Below are 23607 nucleotides of genomic sequence, written 5' to 3' on the forward strand. Positions count from 1 at the left end.
GCCGGTCGCGGCGGTCGGACATCTCGTCGCGGTCGCAGGGCTCGTCGGTCTCGGAGAAGGGCGGCGTCGAGACGAGCCGCTGCGGTCATCACGTGTACGTATCCGATCTCCGGTATAAAACTGTTCCGCACCGCTCGACCGTCGCAAGGCTTGCCGGACCGGTTCCCGAGGGCGTCCGCCCGACTACAGCGCCTCGCGGTACGCCGCCAGCGTCTTCTCGACGTCCTCCTCGGTGTGCGCGTAGGAGGTGAACTGGCACTCGAACTGGTTCGCGGTGAGGAACACGCCGCGGTCTTTCATCTCCTGCCAGAACACGCGCTCCCAGCGGTCGGTCGCGGCGTCGGCCACGTCGGCGCCCGTCTTCGGGCAGGCGTCGTACCGGGCGCAGTCGGGGTCCTGTCGGCAGCCGCCCGCGCAGCAGGCGTCGACGTCGTCGGGCGCCTCGCGGGTGAACACCGTCTTGAACATCGAGTCGGTGCCGACGACGGTGTACTCCGGCGCGCGCTCGGCGCAGATCTCGGCGATCCCCTCGCGGAGCTTCCGACCGAGGCGGTTGACGTGTTCGTACACGTCGTTCTCGGCGGCGTACTCCAGGCCGGCCTTCCCGGCGGCCATCGTCACCGGGTGCCCGGAGAAGGTCCCGGACTGGAACACCTCGCCGGCCGGGGTGAACCCCTCGATAATCTCCGCCTTCCCGCCGATGGCGCCGACGGGGAAGCCGCCGCCGATGATCTTGCCGAACGTCGTCACGTCGGGGGTGACGCCGAACTTCGACTGCGCGCAGCCGAGGCCGCCCACCCGGAACCCGGTGATCACCTCGTCGAAGATCAGAAGCGAGCCGTGGTCGTCACAGAGGTCCCGCAGCGTCTCGTGGTAGCCGTCGACGGGCATCACGATCCCCATGTTGGCTAAGATTGGCTCCACGAGGACGGCGGCGATGTCGTCGCCGTGCTCCGCGAACACCTCCTTGGCCGCCGCCGGGTCGTTGAACGGGATCGGCAGGGTGTGTTCGGCGAACGACTCGGGGATCCCCGCCGTCGAGGGGTGCGCGTCCCCCGGCGACCCCTCGACGAGGGTCGACTCCTGCGCGCCGTGGTAGCCGCCCTGCATCACGACGATCTTGTCGCGGTCGGTGTGGCCGCGGGCGAGCCGCACCGCCGACACCGTCGCCTCCGTGCCGGAGTTGACGAAGCGGATCGACTCCACGCTGGGGACGTGGCGAGCGACGAACTCGGCGTGTTCGACCTCGACCTCCGTGGGCGCGCCGTACATGGGCCCCTCCGCGACGTGGGACTGGACCGCCGCCTCGACCGGGTCGGGGAGGTCGTGGCCGTACAGCAGCGGCCCGTACCCCATCACCCAGTCGACGTAGCGGTTCCCGTCCGCGTCGATCACGTGGCCGCCGTCGCCGCGCTCGACGAAGAACGGATGCGGCATCGTCGCCCGGACGGAGGAGTTGACGCCGCCGGGCATCGCCGACAGCGCGCGGTCGTACAGCCCGCGCGAGCGCTCGTGGTTCATACCGATCGGTTGGGGCGTCGGGCTGAAAGTAGTTGCCGAACCGGGCGAACCGCTTCGGACGCCGAGAAAACGACCCGTCGGACCGCGCGTCGCGCGCCTACACCGCCTCCGGACCGGTCGCGCCCGTCCGGACCTGTAGCGCGTCCTCGACGGGCATGATGAACACCTTGCCGTCGCCCGCCTCGCCGGTCTTCGCGGCGTCGGCGATGGCGTTCGCGACCTCGTCGGCCGGGATGTCGGCGACGACGACCTCGACTTTCACCTTCTGGTGGAGGTCGACAGTGAACTCCTCGCCGCGCCACTGGCCGGTCTTCGCGGGCTGGGAGCCGCGACCGGAGACGTTCGTGACGGTGAGCGACGGCGCCTGCACCTCGGCGAGCGCCTGCTTGATGTCGCCGAGCTTGTCGGGCCGGACGACCGCCGTGACCATCTTGATCTGCGCGCCCGCCGCCGCGCCGCCGTCGGCGCGCGGCGACCCGCCGTCGGACTCGGTCGTGTCGACGACGGACGGGCCGCCGTCGGTGGCGACGCGGTCGCCGCCGAACTCGGGGTAGGTCTCGACGCCGTGCTCGGAGATGTCGAGCCCCTCCTGTTCGTGCTCCGGCGTGACGCGCGCCTCGCCGGACGCCTTGAGCACGTACCAGACCGCGGCGGTCGCGGTGATCGTCCAGCCGCCGATGATGACCACGCCCACGAGCTGGGCGACGAAGTGCGCGCCGATGCCGGCGCTGAGCTGGCCCGGCGCGGCGACGAACGGGAACAGCAGCGTGCCGAGCACGCCCGCGCTCCCGTGGACCGGGAACACCGCGCAGACGTCGTCGATCTTCAGCGTGTCGGAGACGAACTCGAAGACGATCGGGAGCTGCGCGCCTGCGAGGCCGCCGACGACGACGGCGCCCCACCACGCCGTGGTGTCGGGGATGGCGGTGATGCCGACGAGGCCGGCGAGCAGGCCGTTCGCGACGTACAGCGTGTCGACCTTCCCGGTCTTGAGCCACACGACGAGCGCGGCGCCGATCCCGCCCGACGCCATCGCGATCGTCGTCCCCATCGCGACGAGGTTGAGCGTCAGCGTGTTGAACACGCCGCCGCTGACGACGGACGCCGTGCCGACGTTGAAGCCGTACCAGCCGAACGCGAGGACGAGCGTCCCCAGCACGGCGAACGTCAGCGAGTGGCCGGGGATGACGTTCGTCGAGCCGTCCTTCGCGTAGCGGTCCATCCGCGGACCGAGGACGGCCGCGGCCGTGAGGCCCGCGATACCGCCCATGCCGTGGACGATCATGCCGCCCGCGAAGTCGTGGAACGCGACGCCGGTCAGCTGAGCGACGAGCCCGTCACCGGAGGCCGACCAGGTGAACGCGATGACCATCGGGTAGATGACCGCGGCCAGCAGGAACGTGTACGTGACGTACGCGCGGAGCTTCGCGCGCCCCGCGACCGCCCCGGAGACGATCGTCGCGGCGGTCATCGCGAAGACGGCGCCGTAGAGCCAGTTGACGTACGGGCCGACGACGCCGGACTCGACGGCCATCTCGCCGCCGGAGAACAGCGCGCCCGCCGCCGACGTGATCCCCGCCGACCCGTTCACGAGGCTCGTGAACGTCGTGCCGATGAGGAAGAACACCGTCACCCCGACGCTCCAGGTCAGGAGGTTCTTCGTCAGCTGGTTCGCGACGTTCTTCGAGCGTACCTGGCCCGCCTCCAGCATGGCGAAGCCGGCGTGCATGAAGAAGATGAGGAAAGTGACGACGAGGATCCACGTTCCGTTCATCGCGGACGCGAACGTGCTCGGGTCGATCGCCGCGAGGACGCCGGCCGTCACGCTTCACTCACCTCTACTGAACGCGCGTCTGGTTCGAACCGTGTTTCGCTCGTGTTCATGCGTTGAATCACGTCTCGACTCCCGGGAACGCCCACATATAAACGTTTGAGTTGGGTTTCTCAAAAAATGTGTTTGATAATACGCCGCACGTCAGATATAAAGACGAGGATATGTAATATAAGGATGTTTAACGCGGGATTCCGCGGCAATCGTTGCGAGAGAACCGAACGGACGTATTATCAAAAAGTTGCTATTTCGCCGCCGATCGGGTGGAATCCGGCGCATCGCGCCGAGGCGCGGGCGGTCGTGGCAAAAATCGCCACAGCCAAATCGCGTCTACCGGTGAAAAAGGCCCCCTACCTGTCGATATCGGGCGTTTCGGCGGCGTTCGAAGAAAGTTGACGTTCGTCAACCGGCCGCGCGGTCGGGCGACCGCCCGTCCGATCCGCGCGAGCCGCCCGCCCGACGCGCCGCCCGCGGGGAGACCGACCCGCCGGTCACTCGGGCTTCAGCCCCTCGTTCTGGACGCGCATCACGGCCTCGCCGTCGGCGAGGTTCGGCGCGTCGACGAGGCGGACGATCCGCTTGTCGCCCTTCGACTTCCGGAGGTAGATCCGGAAGGTAGAGGCGTGCCCAAGGATGTTGCCGCCGATCGCCTGGGTCGGGTCGCCGAAGTAGGAGTCCGGGTTCGACGCGACCTGGTTGGTGACGAGGATGGCGGTGTTGTACAGGTCGCCGAGGCGCATCAGGTCGTGGAGGTGCTTGTTGAGCTTCTGCTGTCGCTCGGCGAGCTCGCCGCGGCCGACGTACTCCGCGCGGAAGTGCGCGGTGAGCGAGTCGACGCAGACGATCCGGATCGGCCACTCCGTCTCCTCGTGTTCGCCGGCAAGCTCCTTCGCCTTCTCGGCGAGGAGGATCTGGTGGTTGGAGTTGAACGCCTTCGCGACGTGAATCTGGTCGAGGAACGCCTCGACGAGCGCCGCTAACGCCTCCTCGTCCGAGGGCGTGCCCTCGATCTCGCGGCGCTCCATCTCGTCGGCGAGGATCTCGTCGTCGAGCCCCCGGACCATGTCGTCGATCCGCTCCGGGCGGAACGTGTCCTCGGAGTCGACGAAGATACAGCCGCCGTCGAGGCCGCCGTTCTCCGGCTCCAGCTGGACGTTGACCGCCATCTGGTGGGTGACCTGCGACTTGCCGGACCCGAACTCGCCGTACACCTCGGTGATCGACTGGGTCTCGATGCCGCCGCCGAGGAGGTCGTCGACCTCGTCGATCTGCCAGGAGAGCTTGCCGATCTCCTGGCGGCGCTCAAGCACGCTCGCGCCCGTCTCGAACCCGCCCACGTCGGCGGCGTCGCGGGCGGCGTTGATGATGTCCGCGGCGGACGACTCGCCGATGTCGGCGGTGTTGGACATCTCGCCGGGGCTCGCGACCGCGATCGACTGGTAGCTCTCGAATCCGTTGTCCACGAGCTTGTCCGCGGTCGCCGGGCCGACGCCGGGGAGGTCCTCGAGTTCGTCTTCAGGCATGTACACGGTTCTTGTTCGCCATCGGGTATAAAGACTGGTTTACACCCGAGTGAAAGTGAAACGGACGCAGCGAGTCCGCTCGCTCGCGGTTCGCTCGCTCTCGAACGGACTCGCCGGAGCGGACGCCCCGACCGGCCGGTGAAACTGGTCGGCCGGGCGGTCGCGACGCCGACCGAGGGGGCCTCAGAAGCCGACGCGGCGGACGTAGTCGAGGTCGCGGATCTCCACGAGCAGGTCGCCCGACAGGTCGGCGTCGGTGATCACGTACAGCTTCGGGTCGTCGGTGAACTCGGGGTCCTCGCTCAGCACCTGTCGGATCGAGACGCCGCGGTCGGCTAGGATTCCGGTCACCTCGGCGACGATCCCGGCCTCGTCGGCGGCCGCGACCTCGATGGTGAGCACCGTGAGGTCCAGGACGGGCGCTAAGTCCATCAGGCTCGGCACCGACGAGATGTTGGTGAAGATGCGCTTCAGCTCGGGGTCGGCCAGGATCGCGTCCGTCGTCGAGTCGACGACGCGGCGGTCGACGTCGAGCTCCCGCGCGATGCCGGTGTACGGGATCTCGATCCCGCCGGAGACGACCCGGCCCTCCTCGTTGACGGAGAAGCCGCGCTCCAGGAACAGCCGGATCACCGCCTGCTGGCTGGGTGACCCCTCGAACTTCTCGAGGATCTCGTCGAACATTCGTTGCTACGGATCGGCGATACGAGGGGTTAAAAAACGGGGTCCCGTCGCAGCGGTCAGTTCGCCATCGCCGAGTAGACGCCCCCGAGGACTGCGCCGTAGACGACGTGGCCGACGAGGCTCTCGACCCCGACGTTCGGCAGCGGAGGCGCGCCCGCGAAGCCAACGGCGCCCAGCCAGATCGGCATCACGACGACGGCGAGCGCGACCCACACGACGAGGCCGTAGCCCGCGCCGGCGCCGACGCCTGTCCCGATCGAGTCGCCGAGAGCGGGTCTCAGGCTCGCGATCGCGACGAGTCCGAGACCGATGATCGCGCCGTGGGACACGTGGATCACCCAGCCGAGGGCGCCGGCGGGCCCCGCGATGCCGTACATCGCCGGGATCCCCATCTTGAGGACGCCGGGCGTCAGTATCGACATCATCGCGCCGAAGGCGAGCGCTCCGACGATGCCGCCGGTCACGCCCGCCTGCCAGCGTCCGGTCTCGGTCGGTACGTCGGTCGCAGTCGCAGTTTCTGTGGCCATGTCACTACCGAGGTGGCCTGAGAACCGGTAATAGATGCCGGAATAATGCGACTCGCTCGCACCGACCCCAAAGAAATATATATTTGTTGAAGCCTCAAATACGGACTAAAATCGGCTCGCCCCCCGCCGGACCACTTCCGCCTCGCCACCCCACCCCTTTTGGCCGGTGGCGCCGAACCCCACCCCGTGTCAGAGTCGCCGCACCTGCGGTTCTTCCCGTACGAGGAGCCCTACCCGAACCAGCGCGAGGCGATGGACAGGGTCGCCAACGCGTTAGACCGGGGGCAGGACGTGCTGTTCGAGGGGGCGCCCGGGACGGGCAAGACGCTCTCCGCGCTCGTGCCCGCCTTGGAACACGCCCGCGAGCACGACCGCACGGTCGTCATCACGACCAACGTCCACCAGCAGATGCGGCAGTTCGTCGAGGACGCCCGCGCCATCACCCGCGAGGAGCCGATCCGCGCCGTCGTCTTCAAGGGGAAGTCGTCGATGTGCCACATCGACGTCGACTATCAGGAGTGTCAGACCCTCCGGGACACCACCCGCGAGATGGTCGAGACGGAGTCGGAGGTCCGCGAACTGGAGTCGCGACAGCGCGAGCTGTTAGCCGAGAGCCGCGAGGGCGACGCGAGCGCCGCGGAGGCCCGCGAGGCGATCATGGACGAGCTCGACGAGCTGGAGGGCGAGCTCGACGAGTACGAGGCCGCGAACGTCTGCGAACACTACCGGAACAACCTCACCCGCGACACCGACGAGTTCTTCGGCTGGCTGTTCGAGGACGTCCGGACCCCCGAAGACGTGTACGCGTACGCCGACGAGCGCGAGCTGTGCGGCTACGAGCTGCTGAAGGAGGGGATGGAGGGCGTCGACCTCGTCGTCTGTAACTACCACCACCTGCTCGACCCGAACATCCGCGAGCAGTTCTTCCGCTGGATCGACCGCGACCCGAGCGAGATAATCACCGTCTTCGACGAGGCGCACAACATCGAGGACGCCGCGCGCGACCACGCCACCCGGACGCTGACCGAGAACACCTTAGACGCCGCGCTCGACGAGCTGGCCGACAGCGACGACTCCCGCGCCGAGCCCGCGGAGAACGTCCTCCGCGCCTTCCGCGACGCCCTCGTCGAGACCTACGAGGACGGGCTCGGGTTCGGCGGAGTCGACGAGAACTGGGAGGACGTCTCGATCGCCAACGACGACCGCCGCGACGACCTCACGCTGGCGTTCCTCCGCAACTACGAGGGGCGAGGGATCGACGCCGAGGCCGAGCTCGCCGTCCAGCTCGGCCAGGCGATAGACGAGGAGTACGAGCGCCGCTACCGCGACGGCGAGGCGACGACCCGCTCGGAGTCGCAGACGCTCGCGGCCGCCCGGTTCGTCGCGACGTGGATGGACGAGGGGGCCGAGTTCGGCCAGTACCCGGTGGTCTCCGTCCGGCGCGACGCGGGCACCGACGAGGTGTACGGGCGGGCGGAGCTGTACACCTGTATCCCGCGGAGCGTCACCGGCGAGCTGTTCGACGAGGTGGCCGCCTCGGTCCTGATGAGCGCGACGCTGCGCCCGTTCGACGTGACCGAGGACGTGCTGGGGTTGGAGGACGTCGCGTCGATGGCCTACGAGATGGGCTACCCCGAGGCGAACCGCCGGACGTTCGCCGCCGACGTGCCGCCGCTTTTCGCCTCGGACCGCAACGACCCGGAGACCCAAGAGGCGGTGTCGTCGCTGCTCCGCGACGCGATCCGATTCACGCCGGGCAACACGCTCGCCTTCTTCCCCTCGTACGCGGAGGCCGAGCGCTACCACGAGCGGCTCACCGGCCCGGGCGGGGCGGCGTCCGGCGGCGTCGCCGAGGGCTCCGGCAAGGCGGGCGCGGCCGACCTCGGAACCGTCTACCTCGACGGCCCGGGCGTGGACGAGGAGCGGCTCCGCAGCGAGTTCGTCGAGAGCGACGGCGCCGCGCTGTTCACGTCGCTGTGGGGGACGCTCGGCGAGGGGGTGAGCTTCGACGGCGACGACGCACGCACGGTCGTCGTCGTGGGCGTCCCGTACCCGCACCTCTCGGACCGCACCCAGGCCGTTCAGGACGCCTACGACCGGGCGTTCGCGGACCGCGACCGCGCCCGCGACTCGGGGTGGACCTACGCGGTCGAGATCCCGACGATCCGCAAGACGCGGCAGGCGCTCGGGCGCGTGATCCGCGGGCCCGACGACTTCGGGGTTCGAATCCTCGCGGACCGCCGCTACACGACCGCCGACATGGGGAAGTACTCGGTCCGGTCCGCGTTCCCGCCCGAGGAGCGCGAGGAGCTGCTCGACGTCGACCCGACGAAGCTGAAGTTCGCGATGCTGAACTTCTACCAGGACCACGACGCCTACGACGGCCAGCCGCCGTCGCCGTGAGGCGGTCGCGGGCGGGGTCCGCCGCCGCGCCGCGGTCGTTCGCGAGGACCGCCGGCGACCCTACCCCGGCATCGACGCGATCAGGATCGAGGCCACGAGCAGGAGCCCGCTGAGCAGCGTCGTGACCACGCCGTGGATCAGCGTCATCGCGAGCACCGTCCGCCGCGGCTGCTCGTAGCTCCACCAGAACATCGTCCCGTCGACGAGGAGCGCCGCGAGGAGGATGAGCGCCCCGGAGAGTTCGAACGCGTTCCCGACGACGCTGATCACGGCGGGCAGGGGCCCGACGTAGAGGGCGCGCCGGGGGTCGACGTCGCCGAGGACGTTCCGGGCCGCGATGTGCGCGGTCACGGAGAGGAACAGCGCCAACAGGACGGTCGTCCCGAGCACGGAGACCGGCGTCACCGTCTGTAAGAGCATGGTCGGTCTACGGGGCGACGACTAAAAGTGGTCGCGGAACGCGGCCGCGTCGGTCCCGCTCCCGTCGCGGGGTCGCGGCGTCACCCCAGCAGTCCGAGCCCGTTCAGCTCCTCGACGATCACGTCGACGGCGGCGGCCGCGTCGTCGGCGCTGGTGCCGCCGGTGACGACGACCTTGCCGCTGCCGAACAGCAGCGCGACGACCTCCGGCTCGTCGAGGCGGTAGACGAGCCCGGGGAACTGCTCCGGCTCGTACTCGATGTGCTCCAAGCCGAGGCCGATCGCGATCGCGTTCAGGTTCAGGCTCTCGCCGAGGTCGGCCGAGGTGACGATGTTCTGGACCGTTATGTCCGGGTCCTCGATCGGGATCTGGAGCGCGCGGAGCTCCCCGAACACGGTGTCGAGGCTCTCGTGGACCGCCTCGATCGAGTTCGCCCCCGTACAGACGATCTTCCCCGACCGGAAGATCAGAGCGGCCGATTTCGGGTCCGTGGTCCGGTAGACGAGCCCGGGGAACTGCTCTGGGTCGTAGTCGGCGCCCTCGAGGTCCATCGCGACGCTCTGGAGATCGAGCTCCTGTCCGATCCCCGTGGAGGCAACGACGTTCTCTACGGTGATCGTCTCCTTCGGGTCGGCCGTCATCACCTCGATTCTCGCCCGAACGCACTTAAATGGTGGCCGGCCGGAACCGCCACGCTATTGCCGCCGCCGCGCGGAGCCGTCGGCGTGTACTGGCTCGAACTCGCCGGCGAGACGGACGCCTTCGCGGCCCGCGAGGCCGCGACCGCCGCGACCGGCGTCGACCTCCTCGCGCCGGGAGTCGCGCGCACCGGCGGGATCGATCCCGATCACGCCGGCCGGCTCGCGTACACTCGCGCCGCGCACGAGGCGATCGCGCGGACGGACGCCGACGTCGACGCCGCGGCCGCCGCGCTCCGGGCCGCGTCGCTCGACCGATCCGGGAGCGTGGCGGTTCGCGCCCGCGACGTCCGGGCCACCTCCGGCGTCTCGACGGGGGCGGCCGAGCGCGCGCTCGGCGGCGTCCTCGTCGACCGCGGGTTCGAGGTCGACCTCGACGACCCGGACCACGTCCTCCGCGCGCTGTTCGCGGCCGGCCCGCGCGCCGAGCACGACGCGGTGGCCGGCGCGGACGGCGGCGACGCGGACCTGTGCGCCCTCGGCTGGGTCGCGGTCGAGGCGGCCCGCGACTTCGCGCCGGACCCCACCGACCGCCCCTTCTTCCAGCCGGGGAGCATGGCTCCGGCCGACGCCCGCGCCTACGCCAACCTCGCGGGCGCGGCCCCGGGCCGGACCCTCCTCGACCCGATGTGCGGCACCGGCGGCCTCCCGCTGGAGGCCGGCCTCGTCGGCGCCGACGCCGTCGCCTGCGACGCGCAGGCGAAGATGGTCCGCGGCGCGCGGCGGAACCTCCGCGAGTACCTGGGCGAGGCCGGCGGCGACGAGTCCCCCGACTGGCACGTCGCGCGCGGCGACGCGACCGCGCTCCCCCTCCCCGACGACGCCGTCGACGGCGTCGCGTTCGACGCCCCGTACGGCCGGCAGTCGAAGATCGCTCGCCACGAACTGGCGGACCTCGTCGGGGGCGCGCTCGACGAGGCCGCCCGGGTCGCGCCGCGCGCGGTGCTGGTCGCGGACCGCGACTGGCGCGCCCCCGCCCGCGCCGCCGGCTGGACGGTCGACGCGGCGTTCGAGCGCCGGGTCCACCGCTCGCTGACGCGGCACGTGCTGGTGCTGCGCCGCGGCGACGCGAGGTGATCGGCGGCGAGCGCGGCGGGGATCCCGCCGGACCGAGAGTGAACGACCGATCGGCGGAATCGATTCTCTCCGGGGCTCGCGCGACAAGTTTCAGTTTCGCCCCGGCGCCGGGCAACGGTTAAGTGCGCGGCCTCTCGTGGTACTCGCATGACCGGGGACGCCGGGGACATGCTCTCGTGGGACGAGTCCGTGTTCCGCGACGAGTCGGTGTTCGAGATCGACCACGTCCCCGAGACGTTCCGCCACCGGGAGAGCCAGCTGGAGAACCTGAAGTACGCGCTCCGCCCCGCGGTCCGCGGCTCCCGCCCCCTCAACACGATGGTCCGCGGCCCGCCCGGGACCGGCAAGACCACCGCGGTCCAGAAGCTGTTCGGCGAGCTCGGCGCCCGTACCGAGGTGCGCACGGTCCGCGTCAACTGCCAGGTCGACTCCACGCGCTACGCGGTGTTCTCCCGGCTGTTCGAAGGGATATTCGAGTACGAGCCGCCCTCCTCGGGGATCTCGTTCAAGAAGCTGTTCGGACAGATCACGGACCGGCTCGTCGAGGAGGACGAGGTCCTCGTCGTCGCCTTAGACGACGTGAACTACCTGTTCTACGAGAACGAAGCCTCCGACACCCTCTACTCGCTCCTGCGGGCCCACGAGGCGCACTCCGGCGCGAAGATCGGCGTCATCGTCGTCTCCTCCGACCTCGGGCTCGACGTGATCGACGACCTCGACACCCGGGTCCAGTCCGTCTTCCGCCCCGAGGAGGTGTACTTCCCGGTCTACGACGCGACCGAGATCTACGACATCCTCGCGGAGCGCGCCAAGCGCGGCTTCCACGAGGGGGTCATCGGCGACGCCGAACTGGAGCGCGTCGCGGACCTCACCGCCGAGAGCGGCGACCTCCGTGTCGGGATCGACCTCCTGCGCCGGGCGGGACTCAACGCCGAGATGCGCGCCTCGAAGACGGTCTCGGAGGCGGACGTCGAGGACGCCTACGACAAGTCGAAGCACGTCCACCTCTCGCGGTCGCTCCGCGGCCTCTCCGACTCCGAGCGCGACCTCGTCCGCGTCCTCGCCGAACACGACGGCGAGCGCGCCGGCGCGGTGTACGACGCCTTCAACGACGCGACCGACCTCGGCTACACCCGCTACTCGGAGATCATCAACAAGCTCGACCAGCTCGGCGTGATCGACGCCGAGTACGCCGACGTCGACGGCCGCGGCCGCTCTCGCGAGCTCTCCCTCGCCTACGACGCGGAGGCGGTGCTGGACCGGTTGGAGTGAGCGGTCCCGCCCCGTCCCGCCGTCTCCGCCTCGTATCGCCCTCTCCGCCCCGCCGTCTTCCTCCCCGACGCCTTTTCAACGCCGCCGCACGCACTCGACCACATGAAGACGAGCGGCGGGAGCGACGCGGCGAAGCGACGCGCCGGCGAGTCGGCGGCCGAGGCGGTGACCGACGGGGACGTGGTCGGGCTGGGGACCGGGTCGACCGCGGCGCACGCCATCCGGCGCCTCGGCGAGCGGGCCGACGCCGGCCTCGACGTGCGCGGCGTCCCCACCTCCTTCGCGAGCCGCGAACTCGCGGCCGAGGCGGGGATTCCGCTCCTCGATCTCCCCGACGCGGTCGGGCCCGAGGGCCCGGGGATCGACGTCGCGATCGACGGCGCCGATCAGGTGGCCACCGGCGCCGCGGGCGACGACCCCCTCTCCGGCGGCGCGCTGATCAAGGGGGGCGGCGCGGCCCACGCCCGCGAGAAGCTCGTCGACGCCGCCGCGGACCGCTTCCTCGTCGTCGCCGACCCCTCGAAGGAGTCGCCGCGACTGGACCGGTCGGTGCCGGTCGAGGTGCTGTCAGCGGGGCGGACCGCGGTCGCCGCGGCGGTGCGAGACGCGGGCGGGGAGCCGACGCTGCGCCGCGCGGAGCGGAAGGACGGCCCCGTCGTGACGGACAACGGGAACCTCGTGACGGACTGCGCGTTCGGCGAGATCGCCGACCCGGCCGCCCTGTCGGCGACGCTGTCGGCGGTCCCGGGCGTCGTCGAGCACGGGCTCTTCGTCGGGCTCGCGGACGAGGTTCACGTCGGTACGGAGTCCGGCGTCCGGATCGACGAGGTCTGAACCGTCGCCGAGCGGCGACGCGAGCGACGGCGCGGCCGCTGGCCGGTCGGCGTCCAAATAAAGTGGAACGGAAACGGGTCCGCCTTACAGGTCGCGCGGCTGGACCGTCTTCCGGTCGTTGGCCTCGGCGCGGCGCGCGGCGTCTTCGAGCAGCTCGTCCACTTCGTCGTCCAGCGCGTCGTAGAAGTCCGAAGCGACGTTCTTGTCGTCCAGGGCTTCCTTGACGGCCGCTTTGACAATGAGGTCTGCCATGCGATCGGGCCTACCCGGTGATGGTTAATAAGAGTTCCTGAATTCGCCCGCGAGGGGCGCCGTGACGCCGGTTCGCGGGGGGTTGCGAGGATAGTCGCTTATAAGCCTTGTGGGATTCTCGTCCGCGCTCCGCTCCGACGACGCTCGGAACCGCCGCTGACCCCGGGTCGGTCCGGCCTCGCTCGGGCCGCGTCCCCCGTCGCGTGACGCCCGGGGGCCCGCTCCGCCCCCGGCCGAAGTCGGCGCGCGGCGGGCCGGACCCGAACCGACAGGTTCGACCGGGGCCGCCGCGCACCACCGTCCATGCGAGAGACGCTGGCGGCGCTCGAGGCGGGCGACATCGGGATCGAGGAGGCGGAGTCGCGGCTCGCGGGCTACGCGACCACGGACGCGGGGCGGTTCGACGCCGCCCGCGAGCGGCGGCGCGGGATCCCCGAGGCGATCCTCGCGGAGGGGAAGACGCCCGCGGAGGTCGCCGCGCTGGCGACCACGGCGCTCGACACCACCGGCCGGGCGCTCGTGACCCGCGCGGACGAGGCCGCCGCGTCCGCGGTCGCGGCGGCGGTCGGCGACGTCGAGGCGGACGCGACGGTCGACCGCGACGACCGCGCGGGCACCGTCGTCGTCCACGCGGCCGACTTCGAGCCGCCGTCGCTCGACGCCGCGGTCGCGGTCGTGGCCGCCGGCACCGCGGACGCGGCGGTCGCCGGCGAGGCGGCGGTCGTCGCCCGCGAGGTCGGGGCCGCGGTCGACCGGGTCGACGACGTGGGGGTCGCCAACCTCGACCGGATCCTCGACCAGGTCGACCGGGTCCGCGAGGCCGACGCCGTCGTGGTCGCGGCCGGCCGCGAGGGCGCCCTCCCGACCGTCGTCGCCGGTCTCGTCGACGCCCCCGTGATCGCCGCCCCGGTCTCGACCGGCTACGGGGTCGGCGGCGAGGGGGTCGCGGCGCTCGAGTGCGCGCTCCAGTCGTGTTCCGTGCTCACAACCGTCAACGTCGACGCCGGGTTCGTCGCCGGCGCGCAGGCCGGCCTGATCGCCCGCGCGGTCGACGCGGCCCGGGCCGAGTAGGGGGGCCCGCCGACCGCGGGCTCCGGCCCGGATCTCGGCTCGCATTAAACGCGCGAATACCGGAAGTCGACGGGCCCGAGAAAGGGTATTTGTTCGTCCAGCCCCTATCGATCGTGCCGACGCACGTCGGCATCACATGCCACGCTGTGACCACTGCGGGTCGCACGTCTCGGACCGCTTCGCGCGCGTCTTCGCGGACGAGCACGGCGACCTGAACGCGTGCCCGAAGTGCTCCGCGAACGCGGGCATCGCCGAGGTGTCTCGCGAGCGGACGCGAACCGGGGACTGACCGCCGAACCGCCGGTGTGAGACCGAGCGCACGGGGAGCGGCGGCTCCGTCCGGGTCCCCCCGCCGGGCACATCCCTACTCACTTTGCGCTCGCGCTCGCACGGCCGTTCGTGGCCGACCACTACGTGTACGTGATCGAGTGCGCCGACGGCACCCTCTACACCGGGTACACGACCGACGTCGAGCGCCGCGTCGCCGAACACGACGCCGGAGAGGGCGCGAAGTACACCCGCGGTCGGACCCCCGTAACGCTGCGTCACGTCGAGTCGTTCGACTCGCGGTCGGCGGCGATGTCGCGGGAGCACGCCGTCAAGTCGCTGTCGCGCGCCGAGAAGGAGCGGCTGATCGACGACGAGTAGGGCCCCGTCCCGGCCTCACTCCACGAGCCGTTCGATCTCCGTGACGAGGATGCCGGTCGCGCCCACCGAGCGCAGCTCCGAGATGGTCTCGAACACGTCGCGCTCGTCGACGACGGCGTGGACCGCGACCATCCCGTTGCCGTTCTCGTCGGCCTCGACGTCCATCACGGTCGGCCCTCCGAGCCCGGGGATCACGTCCTTCACCTCGTCGAGCCGCGCCTTCGGGGCGTTCATCATCAGGTAGCGGCGGCCGTCCGCCGCGAGGACCGACTCGAAGGCGGTCAGCACCTGCTCGACTTTCGGGCCGTCGACCACGTCCGGGCGGGCGAACAGCCGCACCGAGGAGTCGAGCACGTCGTCGATCACGGCCAAGCGGTTCACCTTCAGCGTCGTCCCCGTCGAGGTGATGTCGACGATGGCGTCGGCCATGTCGACGTGCGGCGTGAGTTCGGTCGCGCCCGTCACGGTGACCACGTCGGCGTCGACGCCCACGCGGTCGAGGTACGCCTCCGTGACGCTCGGGAACTCGGTGGCGACCGTCCGTCCGGCAATGTCCTCGACGGCCGCCACGTCGCCGTCCTCCGGCGCCGCGAGGACGAGCCGACAGGAGCCGTAGCCCAGGTCGAGCAGGTCGACGAGGTCGCCGTCGGCCGCCTCGTCCGCGGAGCCGACGACGCCGCCCGACTCGGCCGCCTGGTCGAGGCCGGTGACGCCGAGGTCGGCGGCGCCGTCCCGGACGTACTCCGGGATATCGGCCGCCCGCGCGAACAGCACCGTCACGTCCTCGTCGACGGTGTCGGCGTACAGCTGGCGGTCGGCGGTCTCCTCGACGTGGAGCCCGGCGCGCTCCAACAGCGAGAGCGTCGGCTCGTGTAGGCGGCCCTTGTTGGGGACGGCGATGCGCATACGCCACGCCTCGCGGGGACAGGGGGAAACGTTTTCGTCCGGAGCGCGAGGCGGGTGTCGACGCGGGACTGTTTACAAACAAACGCCGTGGCGCGTGCCTCCGAGCGCCCTGAGGGCGCGAGGAGCACGCGCGAGGTCGTCGGGCTCCGCCCGGCTGCCAGAGGGACCTTCGGTCCCTCACTGGAGAACGAAGTGAGCGACAGGGCGAGAGCGAAGCTCTCGCTTGAAACCGGACGTAGTCCGGTGACGAGGCTGGGGAGGCGTGAGGTGCGGGGCTGTGCGTTCCCGCGAGCGCAGCGCGCGGGAGCACGGAAGTCGCAGCCCGCGCAGCGAACGGAGTGAGCGAGCAGGACCGTCTTCCGGAGGGGCGGGACTCGAAGGGGCAGTCGCGGGGGCCGCGTAGACGAAGTAAGCACCGCAACGAGGGAGCGAACGGAGTGAGTGACCGAGTGAGGAGCACAGCGAGTGTACGCGGCCCCCGCGGCTGGGGCTTTGGAGGTGTTCGCGGCCGGTCCGTGAGCGGCCGTTTGTGAGCGAGCGACCGGCGCTTTGGGGTGTCTGCCGTCGATCTACAATCGATTATTCATAGGCGAGCCGCCGGTCGCGTCGAACCTCCTTCCGACCACCAAGTACGCGAGGGGGAGACAGCCGGCGAACGCGACCGGCCAGACGGTCAACTGCGAGGCCGGGTCGGGCGGCGAGACGAGGCTCGCGGCGACCAGCCCCGCGGGACCGGCGACTGCGACGGCGGCCGCCCCTCGCTCCCACCGTGACGGGGGATACCGGCGGCCCCGTCCGGGGCGCCACCACAGCAGGTAGTACAACAGTACGATCCCCGAGAGCGGCGCGAGGACGCCCCAGACGCCTGGGTGGTCGCTTCCGCGAGCGTGGGCGTCGAAGTTGACCCACGCGCCGATGGCGACCCAGACGAGCAGGAAGCAGAGGACGCCGACGGCGACGACGGGCGTGAGTTGGAGGGACACGATCCAGCGTTCCGACCGCTCGGTGATGGCTCTTGTCCCCGAACAGTCGGTTAACCGTCTGTCCCCGCCCGACGTTGGTGCCGACCCTTGGACGAGCCTCGAATCGGCTGAGAGAGGATTCGAGCCGATCGCACCGCTACGAGGGAACTCACCCGCCCACGGCGTCGACGCTGACCCAGTAGTACTCGTCCTCGTACGCGATGTAGGCGTTGTAACAGTCCGTGTTCAACAGCGCCGGGGAGTTCTCCGACGAGTAATACCCGCGGTCGTCGGTCTCGAAGTCGACCCCCTCGATCGCGGCCTCGAACTCCTCCCGTGCCGCGTCCGGGAGCGACTCGAACTCGCAGACCACACTGTCGCCCGGGTCCGACACCGGCGCTTCGACGCCGACCGTGTACCCCACCTCCACGCCGTCGCCTCCGCTATCACTCGTCTCGTTGCCCTCGCCGTCGGACCCGTCGCTTCCACCGCCGGACTCGCTTTCGCCACCGCCCGGTTCCTCGTCTCTACCGAGCAGCGCGTCACCGGCACAGCCCGCGATGGCCGCGGGCAGCGCACAGGCGAGGAGGGACCTTCGTTTCACGGCCCCGAGTTCGCACGGAAGCCGTAAGTGCTTTCCACCGAAACGCGACGAACCTGCCGCGGACCGGCCGCCTGAGCGCGCCGCTCAAGTGTATCGCCGCCCAACGACGCGTATCGTGAGCGACGCCGACTCCCCCCTCTCGGAGGACCGCCCGACCGTCGACCGCCCCCTCCGTGTCGACGCCCCGTTCGAGCCCGCGGGCGACCAGCCCGAGGCCATCGAGGGGCTGGTCGAGGGGTTCGAGTCGGGCGCCGAGAAGCAGACGCTCCTCGGCGTGACGGGGTCCGGGAAGACGAACACCGTCTCGTGGGTCGCCGAGGAGCTCGACCAGCCGACGCTCGTCTTGGCCCACAACAAGACGCTCGCGGCCCAGCTGTACGAGGAGTTCCGCGAGCTGTTCCCGGACAACGCCGTCGAGTACTTCGTCTCCTACTACGACTACTACCAGCCGGAGGCGTACGTCGAGCAGACGGACACGTTCATCGACAAGGAGATGTCGATCAACGAGGAGATCGACCGCCTCCGCCACTCCGCGACGCGCTCCCTTTTGACCCGCGACGACGTGATCGTCGTCGCCTCCGTCTCGGCCATCTACGGGCTCGGGGACCCCCAGAACTACCGCGACATGGCGCTGCGCTTGGAGGTCGGCGAGCGGATCGGCCGCGAGGAGCTGCTCACCCGGCTCGTCGACCTGAACTACGAGCGCAACGACGTGGACTTCACGCAGGGCACGTTCCGCGTGCGCGGCGACACAGTCGAGATCTACCCGATGTACGGCCGGTACGCCGTCAGGGTGGAGCTGTGGGGCGACGAGATCGACCGGATGATCAAGGTCGACCCGATGCACGGCGAGGTCGTGAGCGAGGAGCCGGCGGTGATGCTCCACCCGGCGGAGCACTACTCGATCCCGGACGACAAGCTGGAACAGGCGATCGCCGAGATCGAGGACCTGATGGAGAAGCGGGTCAGCTACTTCGAGCGGCAGGGCGACCTCGTGGCGGCCCAGCGCATCGAGGAGCGAACCACCTTCGACATCGAGATGCTTCGCGAGGCGGGCTACTGCTCGGGGATCGAGAACTACTCGGTCCACATGGACGACCGCGAGTCGGGCGACGCCCCCTACACCCTGCTCGATTACTTCCCCGACGACTTCCTCACGGTCGTCGACGAGTCCCACCAGACGATCCCCCAGATCAAAGGGCAGTACGAGGGCGACAAGTCGCGGAAGGACTCGCTGGTCGAGAACGGGTTCCGGCTCCCGACCGCCTACGACAACCGCCCCCTGACGTTCGAGGAGTTCGAGGAGAAGACGGACCGCACCCTCTACGTCTCGGCGACGCCCGGCGACTACGAGCGCGAGACCTCCGACCGGATCGTCGAGCAGATCGTCCGCCCGACGCACCTCGTCGACCCGAAGGTGGAGGTGACCGACGCGACGGGGCAGGTCGACGACCTCTTGGAGCGCGTCGACGACCGGATCGAGCGCGACGAGCGCGTCCTCGTCACCACGCTCACCAAGCGGATGGCCGAGGACCTCACGGAGTACCTCGAGGAGGCCGGCGTCGACGTGGCGTACATGCACGACGAGACGGACACCCTCGAACGCCACGAGATCATCCGCGACCTCCGCCTGGGCAACATCGACGTGCTCGTCGGGATCAACCTGCTGCGCGAGGGGCTCGACATCCCGGAGGTGAGCCTCGTCGCCATCCTCGACGCCGACCAGGAGGGGTTCCTGCGCTCCACCACCACCCTCGTCCAGACGATGGGACGGGCCGCCCGCAACGTCAACGGCGAGGTCGTCCTCTACGCCGACGAGACCACCGACTCGATGCAGGAAGCGATCGACGAGACCCAGCGCCGCCGCGAGATCCAACTGGAGTACAACGCCGAGCACGGCTACGAGGCGACCACCATCGACAAGCCGGTCAGCGAGACGAACCTCCCCGGCTCGAAGACGGACACCTCGAACGTCAGCGTCGGCGACGTGGAGAGCGAAGACGAGGCGAAAGCGCAGATCGAGGCGCTCGAAGACCGCATGGACGAGGCCGCGAGCAACCTGGAGTTCGAGCTGGCGGCGGACATCCGCGACCGGATCGCGGAGCTGCGGCGCGCCTTCGAAGTCGACGCGGGCGACGAGGGCGTCCCGGCGCCCGCGATGGACGAATAGCGGGTCGCGGCCCGCCGACCGCGGACCGCCGCTCCGATTCTCAGTCCGCGTCACTACGACGGCGGGGTTTTTACCCCGGTGTGTCACACTCGCGATCGTGTACCGTCGCGCGGTGGTCGCCGGAACGTTCGCCGTCGCCACCGCCGGGTGCGTCGACCGCCTCCACGACGTCGCCGCCTCCACCCCCCGCGACCTCGGCGTGCGGAGCCGGTTCATCGACGGGAACCCGTTGGTCGACGGCCAGAGCGTCCTTGACCGCCCCGAGGAGCTGGTGACGCACGCGGCCTCCTTCCGCTCCGCCGCCGCGGCCCGCGGCGCGCTCACGCCCGACGCGACCGAGTCCCGCGAGTTCGTCGAGCGCACCGACTTCGTCGACGACGGCGGCGACGCGGTGCTGGTGATCGCCCAGCGGCTCACGGCGCCCGAGGTCAAGCTCCGGCTCGGCGGGATCAGCCGGACGGGCGACCACTCGCTCCGGATCGCGGTCGATCAGAGCGGCGTCCGCGGCGAGGTCGAGACCGACGACCCGGTGGTCAAGACGCTCCTGTTGCGGCTCTCGGACGAGCGCGGCCCGCCGGAGCGGGCGATCGTCGTCATCGGGGACGGCCGCGCCGGGATCACGATCTGACGGTCGGGATCGCCTCGCCTTCCCCACCGACCGCGCCTCCGTCCCGCGATCGTTTTGTGGCCGGAACGTCTCTCCCCGACCATGTCACTCCGCAGTCGGCTCCTCGGCTCGGCCCTCCTCGTCGCGTCGCTGGCCGTGTTCGCGGCGACGGTCTCTCTCGCGCCCACGGTCCCGCCCGAATCGGCGACCGACTCCGTGTCGCTCATCGCTCCGACCCCGTACTCGTTCCTCGCCACGCCGCCGCTCCTCGCTGTCGGAGCGGTGCTCCTGATCGGCGGCGCGGCCGCGCTCGCGAGCGCCGACCTGTCGGCGCGCGCGGCCCTCCTCGCGCCGGCGCTCGGCGGCGTCGCCGCGTTCGCGCTCGTCGCCGGCGTCGCCGCCGCGCCCGCGGCGATCCTCCCGGCGCTCGTCGAGGCCGACGCGCTCGCTGCCGCCGTCGCCGGGGCACCCGGCACCGTCGCGACCGGCGTCGTCGCCGGGGGCGCCGTGGCACCGGTGATCCGCGCGACGACGACCGAGGACACGGCCGCGCTCCTCGCCGGCGCGGTCCTGCTGCTCGCGGCGCTCGCGGCCGGGGCCTCTGACCCCGTCTCGCTGGCCACCGGCGGCCTCGGCGGTGCGGTCGCCGTCGGCCTGCTCTGGGCGGTCGACCCCGAGCGCTGGCGGCCCTGAGAACGCGCGTCGTCGCGCGGCCGCGACCCCGCTCTCGGCCTAATCGCTCGGGCGCTCGCTCTCCGTTTCGAGGTCGATGTCGGCCTCGTCGACCTCGAACTCCTCCACCTCGGCGTCCGGGATCTCCTCGCCGTCGCGGCTCGCCGAGAGGTTCTCGTCGGAGTAGCTGTCGAGTTCCTCCAACGCGGACTCGATGTCCTCCAAGCCGAGCATCTGCTCCGTCTCCGCGTCGAACTCCTTGCCTTCAAGCCCCTCCATCTGCTGAACGTCGGAGCCGGAGAGGGCCTTGCCGTAGCGGCCGACGAGGCTGGTGAGCTCCTGCGGGAGGACGAACGTGGTGGACTCGCCTTTCCCGATCTCTTCGAGCGTCTCCATGCCGCGCTCGATGATGGCGCGCTCGCCCATCGACTCGGCGGACCGCGCCCGCAGCACGGTCGAGATGGCGTCCCCCTGCGCTTCGAGGATCTGGGACTGCTTTTCGCCCTGTGCGCGGATGATGTTCGACTGCTTGTCACCCTCCGCCTGCTCGACGGCGGAGCGGCGTTCCCCCTGCGCTTCGAGGATCATCGCGCGGCGGCGGCGCTCGGCGCCCGTCTGCTGTTCCATCGCGCGCTGGACCTCCTGCGACGGGCTCACCTCGCGGACCTCGACGGCCTCGACGCGGATCCCCCACTCGTCGGTGGGCTCGTCCAGCTCCTCGTTGATCCGGTCGTTGATGAGCTCCCGCTGCGAGAGCGTGTCGTCGAGCTCCATGTCGCCGATGACGGCGCGGAGCGTGGTCTGCGCGAGGTTCGAGACGGCGTTCTTGTAGTCGTCGACCTCTAAGAACGCCTTCTTCGCGTCCATCACCTTGATGTAAACGACGGCGTCGGCGGTCACCGGCGAGTTGTCGCGCGTGATCGCCGACTGGCTCGGCACGTCGATCGTCTGCGTCCGCATGTCGAACGCGTACGTCCGGGAGACGAACGGCGGGATGATGTGAACGCCCGGCTCCAGCAGCTTGCGGTACTCGCCGAAGACGGTGAGCGCCTCCTTGTCGTAGGCGTCGACGATCTCGACGGCGCTGACGACCGTGACGGCCGCCAGAAGCACCGCGAGCGCCGCGACGCCGAAGACGAGGCTCTGCCCGAGGAGGGCGACCCCGACGAGGAGGGCGACGCCGAGCGCGAGGTACTGCCAGACCCCGTCCGGGACCTCCGCCAGCAGGTCCTCCAGCTCGGGAGACTCGCCGCGCGGACCTTGTGTTCCCATACCCGGAGTTACGGCCGGACGCTGTTAACGGTTCGCACGAGCCCGCGCCCGATCCGCGTCGCGCCCGTCGATTCTCCCCCGCGGCGTCGGACTCCGAGATACCGGAAAGGTCGGCACGGGCCGGCCGGCTTTAATTGGGCGGCGGCCGAACCTGATAGCATGCCATCCGACGAGGAGACAGACGGCCCCAAATTCAGCACGCGAAGCGTCCACGCCGGCGAGGACCCGGACCCGGTGACCGGCGCCCGCGCGACGCCCATCTACCAGACGACCGCCTACCAGTTCGACGACGCCGACCACGCGGCGGACCTCTTCGCCCTCGAAGAGGCCGGCAACGTCTATTCCCGGCTGATGAACCCGACCAACGCCGCCCTCGAAGAACGGATCGCCTCGCTGGAGGGCGGCGTCGGCGCGGTCGCGACCGCCTCGGGCATGGCCGCGCTGGACGTGACGACGTTCCTGCTCGCCTCGGCGGGCGACAACATCGTCTCCTCGTCGGCGCTGTACGGCGGCACGTACACCTACCTCACCCACTCGGTCGAGCGCCGCGGCGTCTCGACGCGGTTCGTCGACCCGCTCGACTACGAGGGGTACGCCGAGGCCATCGACGAGGACACCGCCTACGTCCACATCGAAACGATCGGCAACCCCGCCCTCGTCACCCCGGACATCCAGCGGATCGCGGACATCGCCCACGAGCACGGCGCCCCGCTGTTCGTCGACAACACGTTCGCGACGCCGTACCTCTGCCGGCCGCTCGATCACGGCGCCGACCTCGTCTGGGAGTCGACGACGAAGTGGCTCACCGGCAACGGCACCACCGTGGGCGGGGTCGTCGTCGACGGCGGCTCGTTCCCGTGGGCCGATCACGCCGAGAAGTACCCGGAGATCGCGCAGGACAACCCCGCGTACCACGGGATCAACTTCGCCGAGCGGTTCGGTGACGCCGCCTTCACCTTCGCCGCGATCACCCGCGGCCTGCGCGACCTGGGCGACCAGCAGTCGCCGTTCGACGCCTGGAACACGCTCCAGCAGACCGAGTCGCTCCCGCTGCGGATGGACCGTCACTGCGAGAACGCCGGGATCGTCGCCGAGTACCTCGCGGACCACGGCGAGGTCGCGTGGGTGAACTACCCCGGCCTGGAGGACCACGAGACCCACGAGGAGGCGACGGAGTACCTCGACGGGGGGTACGGCGGGATGCTCACCTTCGGGCTGGAGGCGGGCTACGAGGCGGCGCGCGCGACCGTCGAGGAGGCGGACCTCGCCTCGCTGGTCGCGAACGTCGGCGACGCCAAGACGCTCGTCATCCACCCGGCGTCGACCACGCACCAGCAGCTGACCGAGGAAGAACAGGAGGCCGCCGGCGTCACCGCCGACATGGTGCGCCTGTCGGTCGGCATCGAGGACCCCGCGGACATCGTCGCCGACTTGGAGGCCGCCATCGAGGCGGCGACGGCGTAACCGCGGTCCGCCTGCCTCCGACTGGGTGGCTCCGTTACTACGCTTTCGGACTGACACGATCTGCGTGCGAGATACAAGGGATACAGTCAGCACGAGGGCTGCGATATCTTTGTTTGACCGCTGTATCAACCGATAGAGCGTACCCTCTGTATCGTCCGATACCCTGTTCGACCGCGAAATCTGGATCTT

At 70.4% G+C, this 23607-nt stretch carries 24 protein-coding genes; 12 read left to right on the plus strand and 12 right to left on the minus strand.

The annotated features are described in order from the left end of the window. Positions 1–183: 183 nt before the first annotated feature. Positions 184–1521, minus strand: coding sequence for a glutamate-1-semialdehyde 2,1-aminomutase (gene hemL, locus EXE48_RS05270; RefSeq protein ID WP_137710926.1), 1338 nt, complete (start codon positions 1519–1521; stop codon positions 184–186). A gap of 97 nt (positions 1522–1618) precedes the next feature. After that, positions 1619–3346: an ammonium transporter gene (locus tag EXE48_RS05275; RefSeq protein ID WP_199236350.1), complete on the minus strand. Its 1728-nt coding sequence runs from the start codon at positions 3344–3346 to the stop codon at positions 1619–1621. 183 nt (positions 3347–3529) lie between these two features. On the opposite strand from EXE48_RS05275, the gene EXE48_RS05280 reads away from it, so the two are divergent. Further along, a complete protein-coding gene (locus EXE48_RS05280) occupies positions 3530–3748 on the plus strand; it encodes a hypothetical protein (protein WP_137710927.1) in 219 nt (72 codons plus the stop codon). Positions 3749–3843: 95 nt separating this feature from the next. Here EXE48_RS05280 and radA read toward each other — a convergent pair whose 3' ends face one another. From radA to EXE48_RS05295, 3 genes are all read right to left on the minus strand, one after another. Then, the gene (gene radA / locus EXE48_RS05285; RefSeq protein ID WP_053770354.1) at positions 3844–4875 is read right to left on the minus strand and encodes a DNA repair and recombination protein RadA; all 1032 of its coding nucleotides are present in this window, start codon (positions 4873–4875) and stop codon (positions 3844–3846) included. A gap of 183 nt (positions 4876–5058) precedes the next feature. Continuing rightward, positions 5059–5559, minus strand: a complete 501-nt coding sequence (gene trpY / locus EXE48_RS05290) for a TrpY family transcription regulator (protein ID WP_053770355.1) — start codon at positions 5557–5559, stop codon at positions 5059–5061. A 56-nt stretch (positions 5560–5615) separates the two neighbouring features. Further along, positions 5616–6086, minus strand: a complete 471-nt coding sequence (locus EXE48_RS05295) for a hypothetical protein (protein ID WP_053770356.1) — start codon at positions 6084–6086, stop codon at positions 5616–5618. A gap of 186 nt (positions 6087–6272) precedes the next feature. Between EXE48_RS05295 and EXE48_RS05300 the strand changes: the two genes are divergently transcribed. Next, positions 6273–8489: an ATP-dependent DNA helicase gene (locus tag EXE48_RS05300; protein ID WP_137710928.1), complete on the plus strand. Its 2217-nt coding sequence runs from the start codon at positions 6273–6275 to the stop codon at positions 8487–8489. A 60-nt stretch (positions 8490–8549) separates the two neighbouring features. On the opposite strand, the gene EXE48_RS05305 is transcribed toward EXE48_RS05300, so the two are convergent. Continuing rightward, positions 8550–8909 carry a DUF7473 family protein gene (locus EXE48_RS05305; protein WP_053770358.1) on the minus strand — a complete coding sequence of 120 codons (360 nt, stop codon included), beginning with the start codon at positions 8907–8909 and terminating at the stop codon, positions 8550–8552. A gap of 80 nt (positions 8910–8989) precedes the next feature. Beyond that, positions 8990–9550: a TATA-box-binding protein gene (locus tag EXE48_RS05310; RefSeq protein WP_137705621.1), complete on the minus strand. Its 561-nt coding sequence runs from the start codon at positions 9548–9550 to the stop codon at positions 8990–8992. Between the two features lie 84 nt (positions 9551–9634). On the opposite strand from EXE48_RS05310, the gene EXE48_RS05315 reads away from it, so the two are divergent. The 3 genes from EXE48_RS05315 to rpiA all read left to right on the plus strand — a co-directional run bounded on the left by EXE48_RS05315 (position 9635) and on the right by rpiA (position 12790). After that, complete coding sequence (locus tag EXE48_RS05315; protein ID WP_137710929.1) at positions 9635–10684, plus strand: methyltransferase domain-containing protein; 1050 nt, start codon at positions 9635–9637, stop codon at positions 10682–10684. A gap of 147 nt (positions 10685–10831) precedes the next feature. Then, on the plus strand, positions 10832–11956 hold the full coding sequence (locus tag EXE48_RS05320; protein ID WP_053770361.1) for an ORC1-type DNA replication protein: 1125 nt from the start codon (positions 10832–10834) through the stop codon (positions 11954–11956). A gap of 102 nt (positions 11957–12058) precedes the next feature. Further along, on the plus strand, positions 12059–12790 hold the full coding sequence (gene rpiA / locus EXE48_RS05325; protein ID WP_137710930.1) for a ribose-5-phosphate isomerase RpiA: 732 nt from the start codon (positions 12059–12061) through the stop codon (positions 12788–12790). An 84-nt stretch (positions 12791–12874) separates the two neighbouring features. Here rpiA and EXE48_RS05330 read toward each other — a convergent pair whose 3' ends face one another. Beyond that, a complete protein-coding gene (locus tag EXE48_RS05330) occupies positions 12875–13042 on the minus strand; it encodes a DUF1931 family protein (protein ID WP_004047560.1) in 168 nt (55 codons plus the stop codon). A gap of 303 nt (positions 13043–13345) precedes the next feature. Between EXE48_RS05330 and larB the strand changes: the two genes are divergently transcribed. From larB to EXE48_RS05340, 3 genes are all read left to right on the plus strand, one after another. Further along, positions 13346–14113, plus strand: coding sequence for a nickel pincer cofactor biosynthesis protein LarB (gene larB / locus EXE48_RS05335; RefSeq protein WP_137710931.1), 768 nt, complete (start codon positions 13346–13348; stop codon positions 14111–14113). Between the two features lie 136 nt (positions 14114–14249). After that, positions 14250–14402 carry a DUF7563 family protein gene (locus EXE48_RS18725; protein ID WP_004599353.1) on the plus strand — a complete coding sequence of 51 codons (153 nt, stop codon included), beginning with the start codon at positions 14250–14252 and terminating at the stop codon, positions 14400–14402. Positions 14403–14512: 110 nt separating this feature from the next. Then, a complete protein-coding gene (locus tag EXE48_RS05340; RefSeq protein WP_053770364.1) occupies positions 14513–14761 on the plus strand; it encodes a GIY-YIG nuclease family protein in 249 nt (82 codons plus the stop codon). Between the two features lie 15 nt (positions 14762–14776). Here EXE48_RS05340 and hisG read toward each other — a convergent pair whose 3' ends face one another. The 3 genes from hisG to EXE48_RS05355 all read right to left on the minus strand — a co-directional run bounded on the left by hisG (position 14777) and on the right by EXE48_RS05355 (position 17233). Further along, positions 14777–15667: an ATP phosphoribosyltransferase gene (hisG, locus tag EXE48_RS05345; RefSeq protein WP_137710932.1), complete on the minus strand. Its 891-nt coding sequence runs from the start codon at positions 15665–15667 to the stop codon at positions 14777–14779. 569 nt (positions 15668–16236) lie between these two features. Next, positions 16237–16650 carry a hypothetical protein gene (locus tag EXE48_RS05350; RefSeq protein WP_137710933.1) on the minus strand — a complete coding sequence of 138 codons (414 nt, stop codon included), beginning with the start codon at positions 16648–16650 and terminating at the stop codon, positions 16237–16239. Positions 16651–16798: 148 nt separating this feature from the next. Further along, a complete protein-coding gene (locus EXE48_RS05355; RefSeq protein ID WP_137710934.1) occupies positions 16799–17233 on the minus strand; it encodes a DUF7979 domain-containing protein in 435 nt (144 codons plus the stop codon). A 115-nt stretch (positions 17234–17348) separates the two neighbouring features. Between EXE48_RS05355 and uvrB the strand changes: the two genes are divergently transcribed. The 3 genes from uvrB to EXE48_RS05370 all read left to right on the plus strand — a co-directional run bounded on the left by uvrB (position 17349) and on the right by EXE48_RS05370 (position 20703). Next, positions 17349–19403, plus strand: a complete 2055-nt coding sequence (uvrB, locus tag EXE48_RS05360; RefSeq protein ID WP_137710935.1) for an excinuclease ABC subunit UvrB — start codon at positions 17349–17351, stop codon at positions 19401–19403. Positions 19404–19500: 97 nt separating this feature from the next. After that, the gene (locus EXE48_RS05365; RefSeq protein ID WP_137705624.1) at positions 19501–20031 is read left to right on the plus strand and encodes a hypothetical protein; all 531 of its coding nucleotides are present in this window, start codon (positions 19501–19503) and stop codon (positions 20029–20031) included. An 81-nt stretch (positions 20032–20112) separates the two neighbouring features. Further along, on the plus strand, positions 20113–20703 hold the full coding sequence (locus EXE48_RS05370) for a hypothetical protein (protein WP_137710936.1): 591 nt from the start codon (positions 20113–20115) through the stop codon (positions 20701–20703). Between the two features lie 39 nt (positions 20704–20742). Here the strand turns inward: EXE48_RS05370 and EXE48_RS05375 are convergent, their stop codons facing one another. Beyond that, complete coding sequence (locus tag EXE48_RS05375; RefSeq protein WP_137710937.1) at positions 20743–21954, minus strand: SPFH domain-containing protein; 1212 nt, start codon at positions 21952–21954, stop codon at positions 20743–20745. A gap of 159 nt (positions 21955–22113) precedes the next feature. Between EXE48_RS05375 and EXE48_RS05380 the strand changes: the two genes are divergently transcribed. Continuing rightward, positions 22114–23418 (plus strand): O-acetylhomoserine aminocarboxypropyltransferase/cysteine synthase family protein, encoded by a 1305-nt coding sequence (locus EXE48_RS05380; RefSeq protein ID WP_137710938.1) that lies wholly within the window; start codon positions 22114–22116, stop codon positions 23416–23418. The last annotated feature ends 189 nt before the right edge of the window (positions 23419–23607 follow it).

It is taken from the genome of Halorubrum sp. ASP1 (genome assembly GCF_005435135.1).
In the GTDB taxonomy this organism is placed as follows: domain Archaea; phylum Halobacteriota; class Halobacteria; order Halobacteriales; family Haloferacaceae; genus Halorubrum; species Halorubrum tropicale.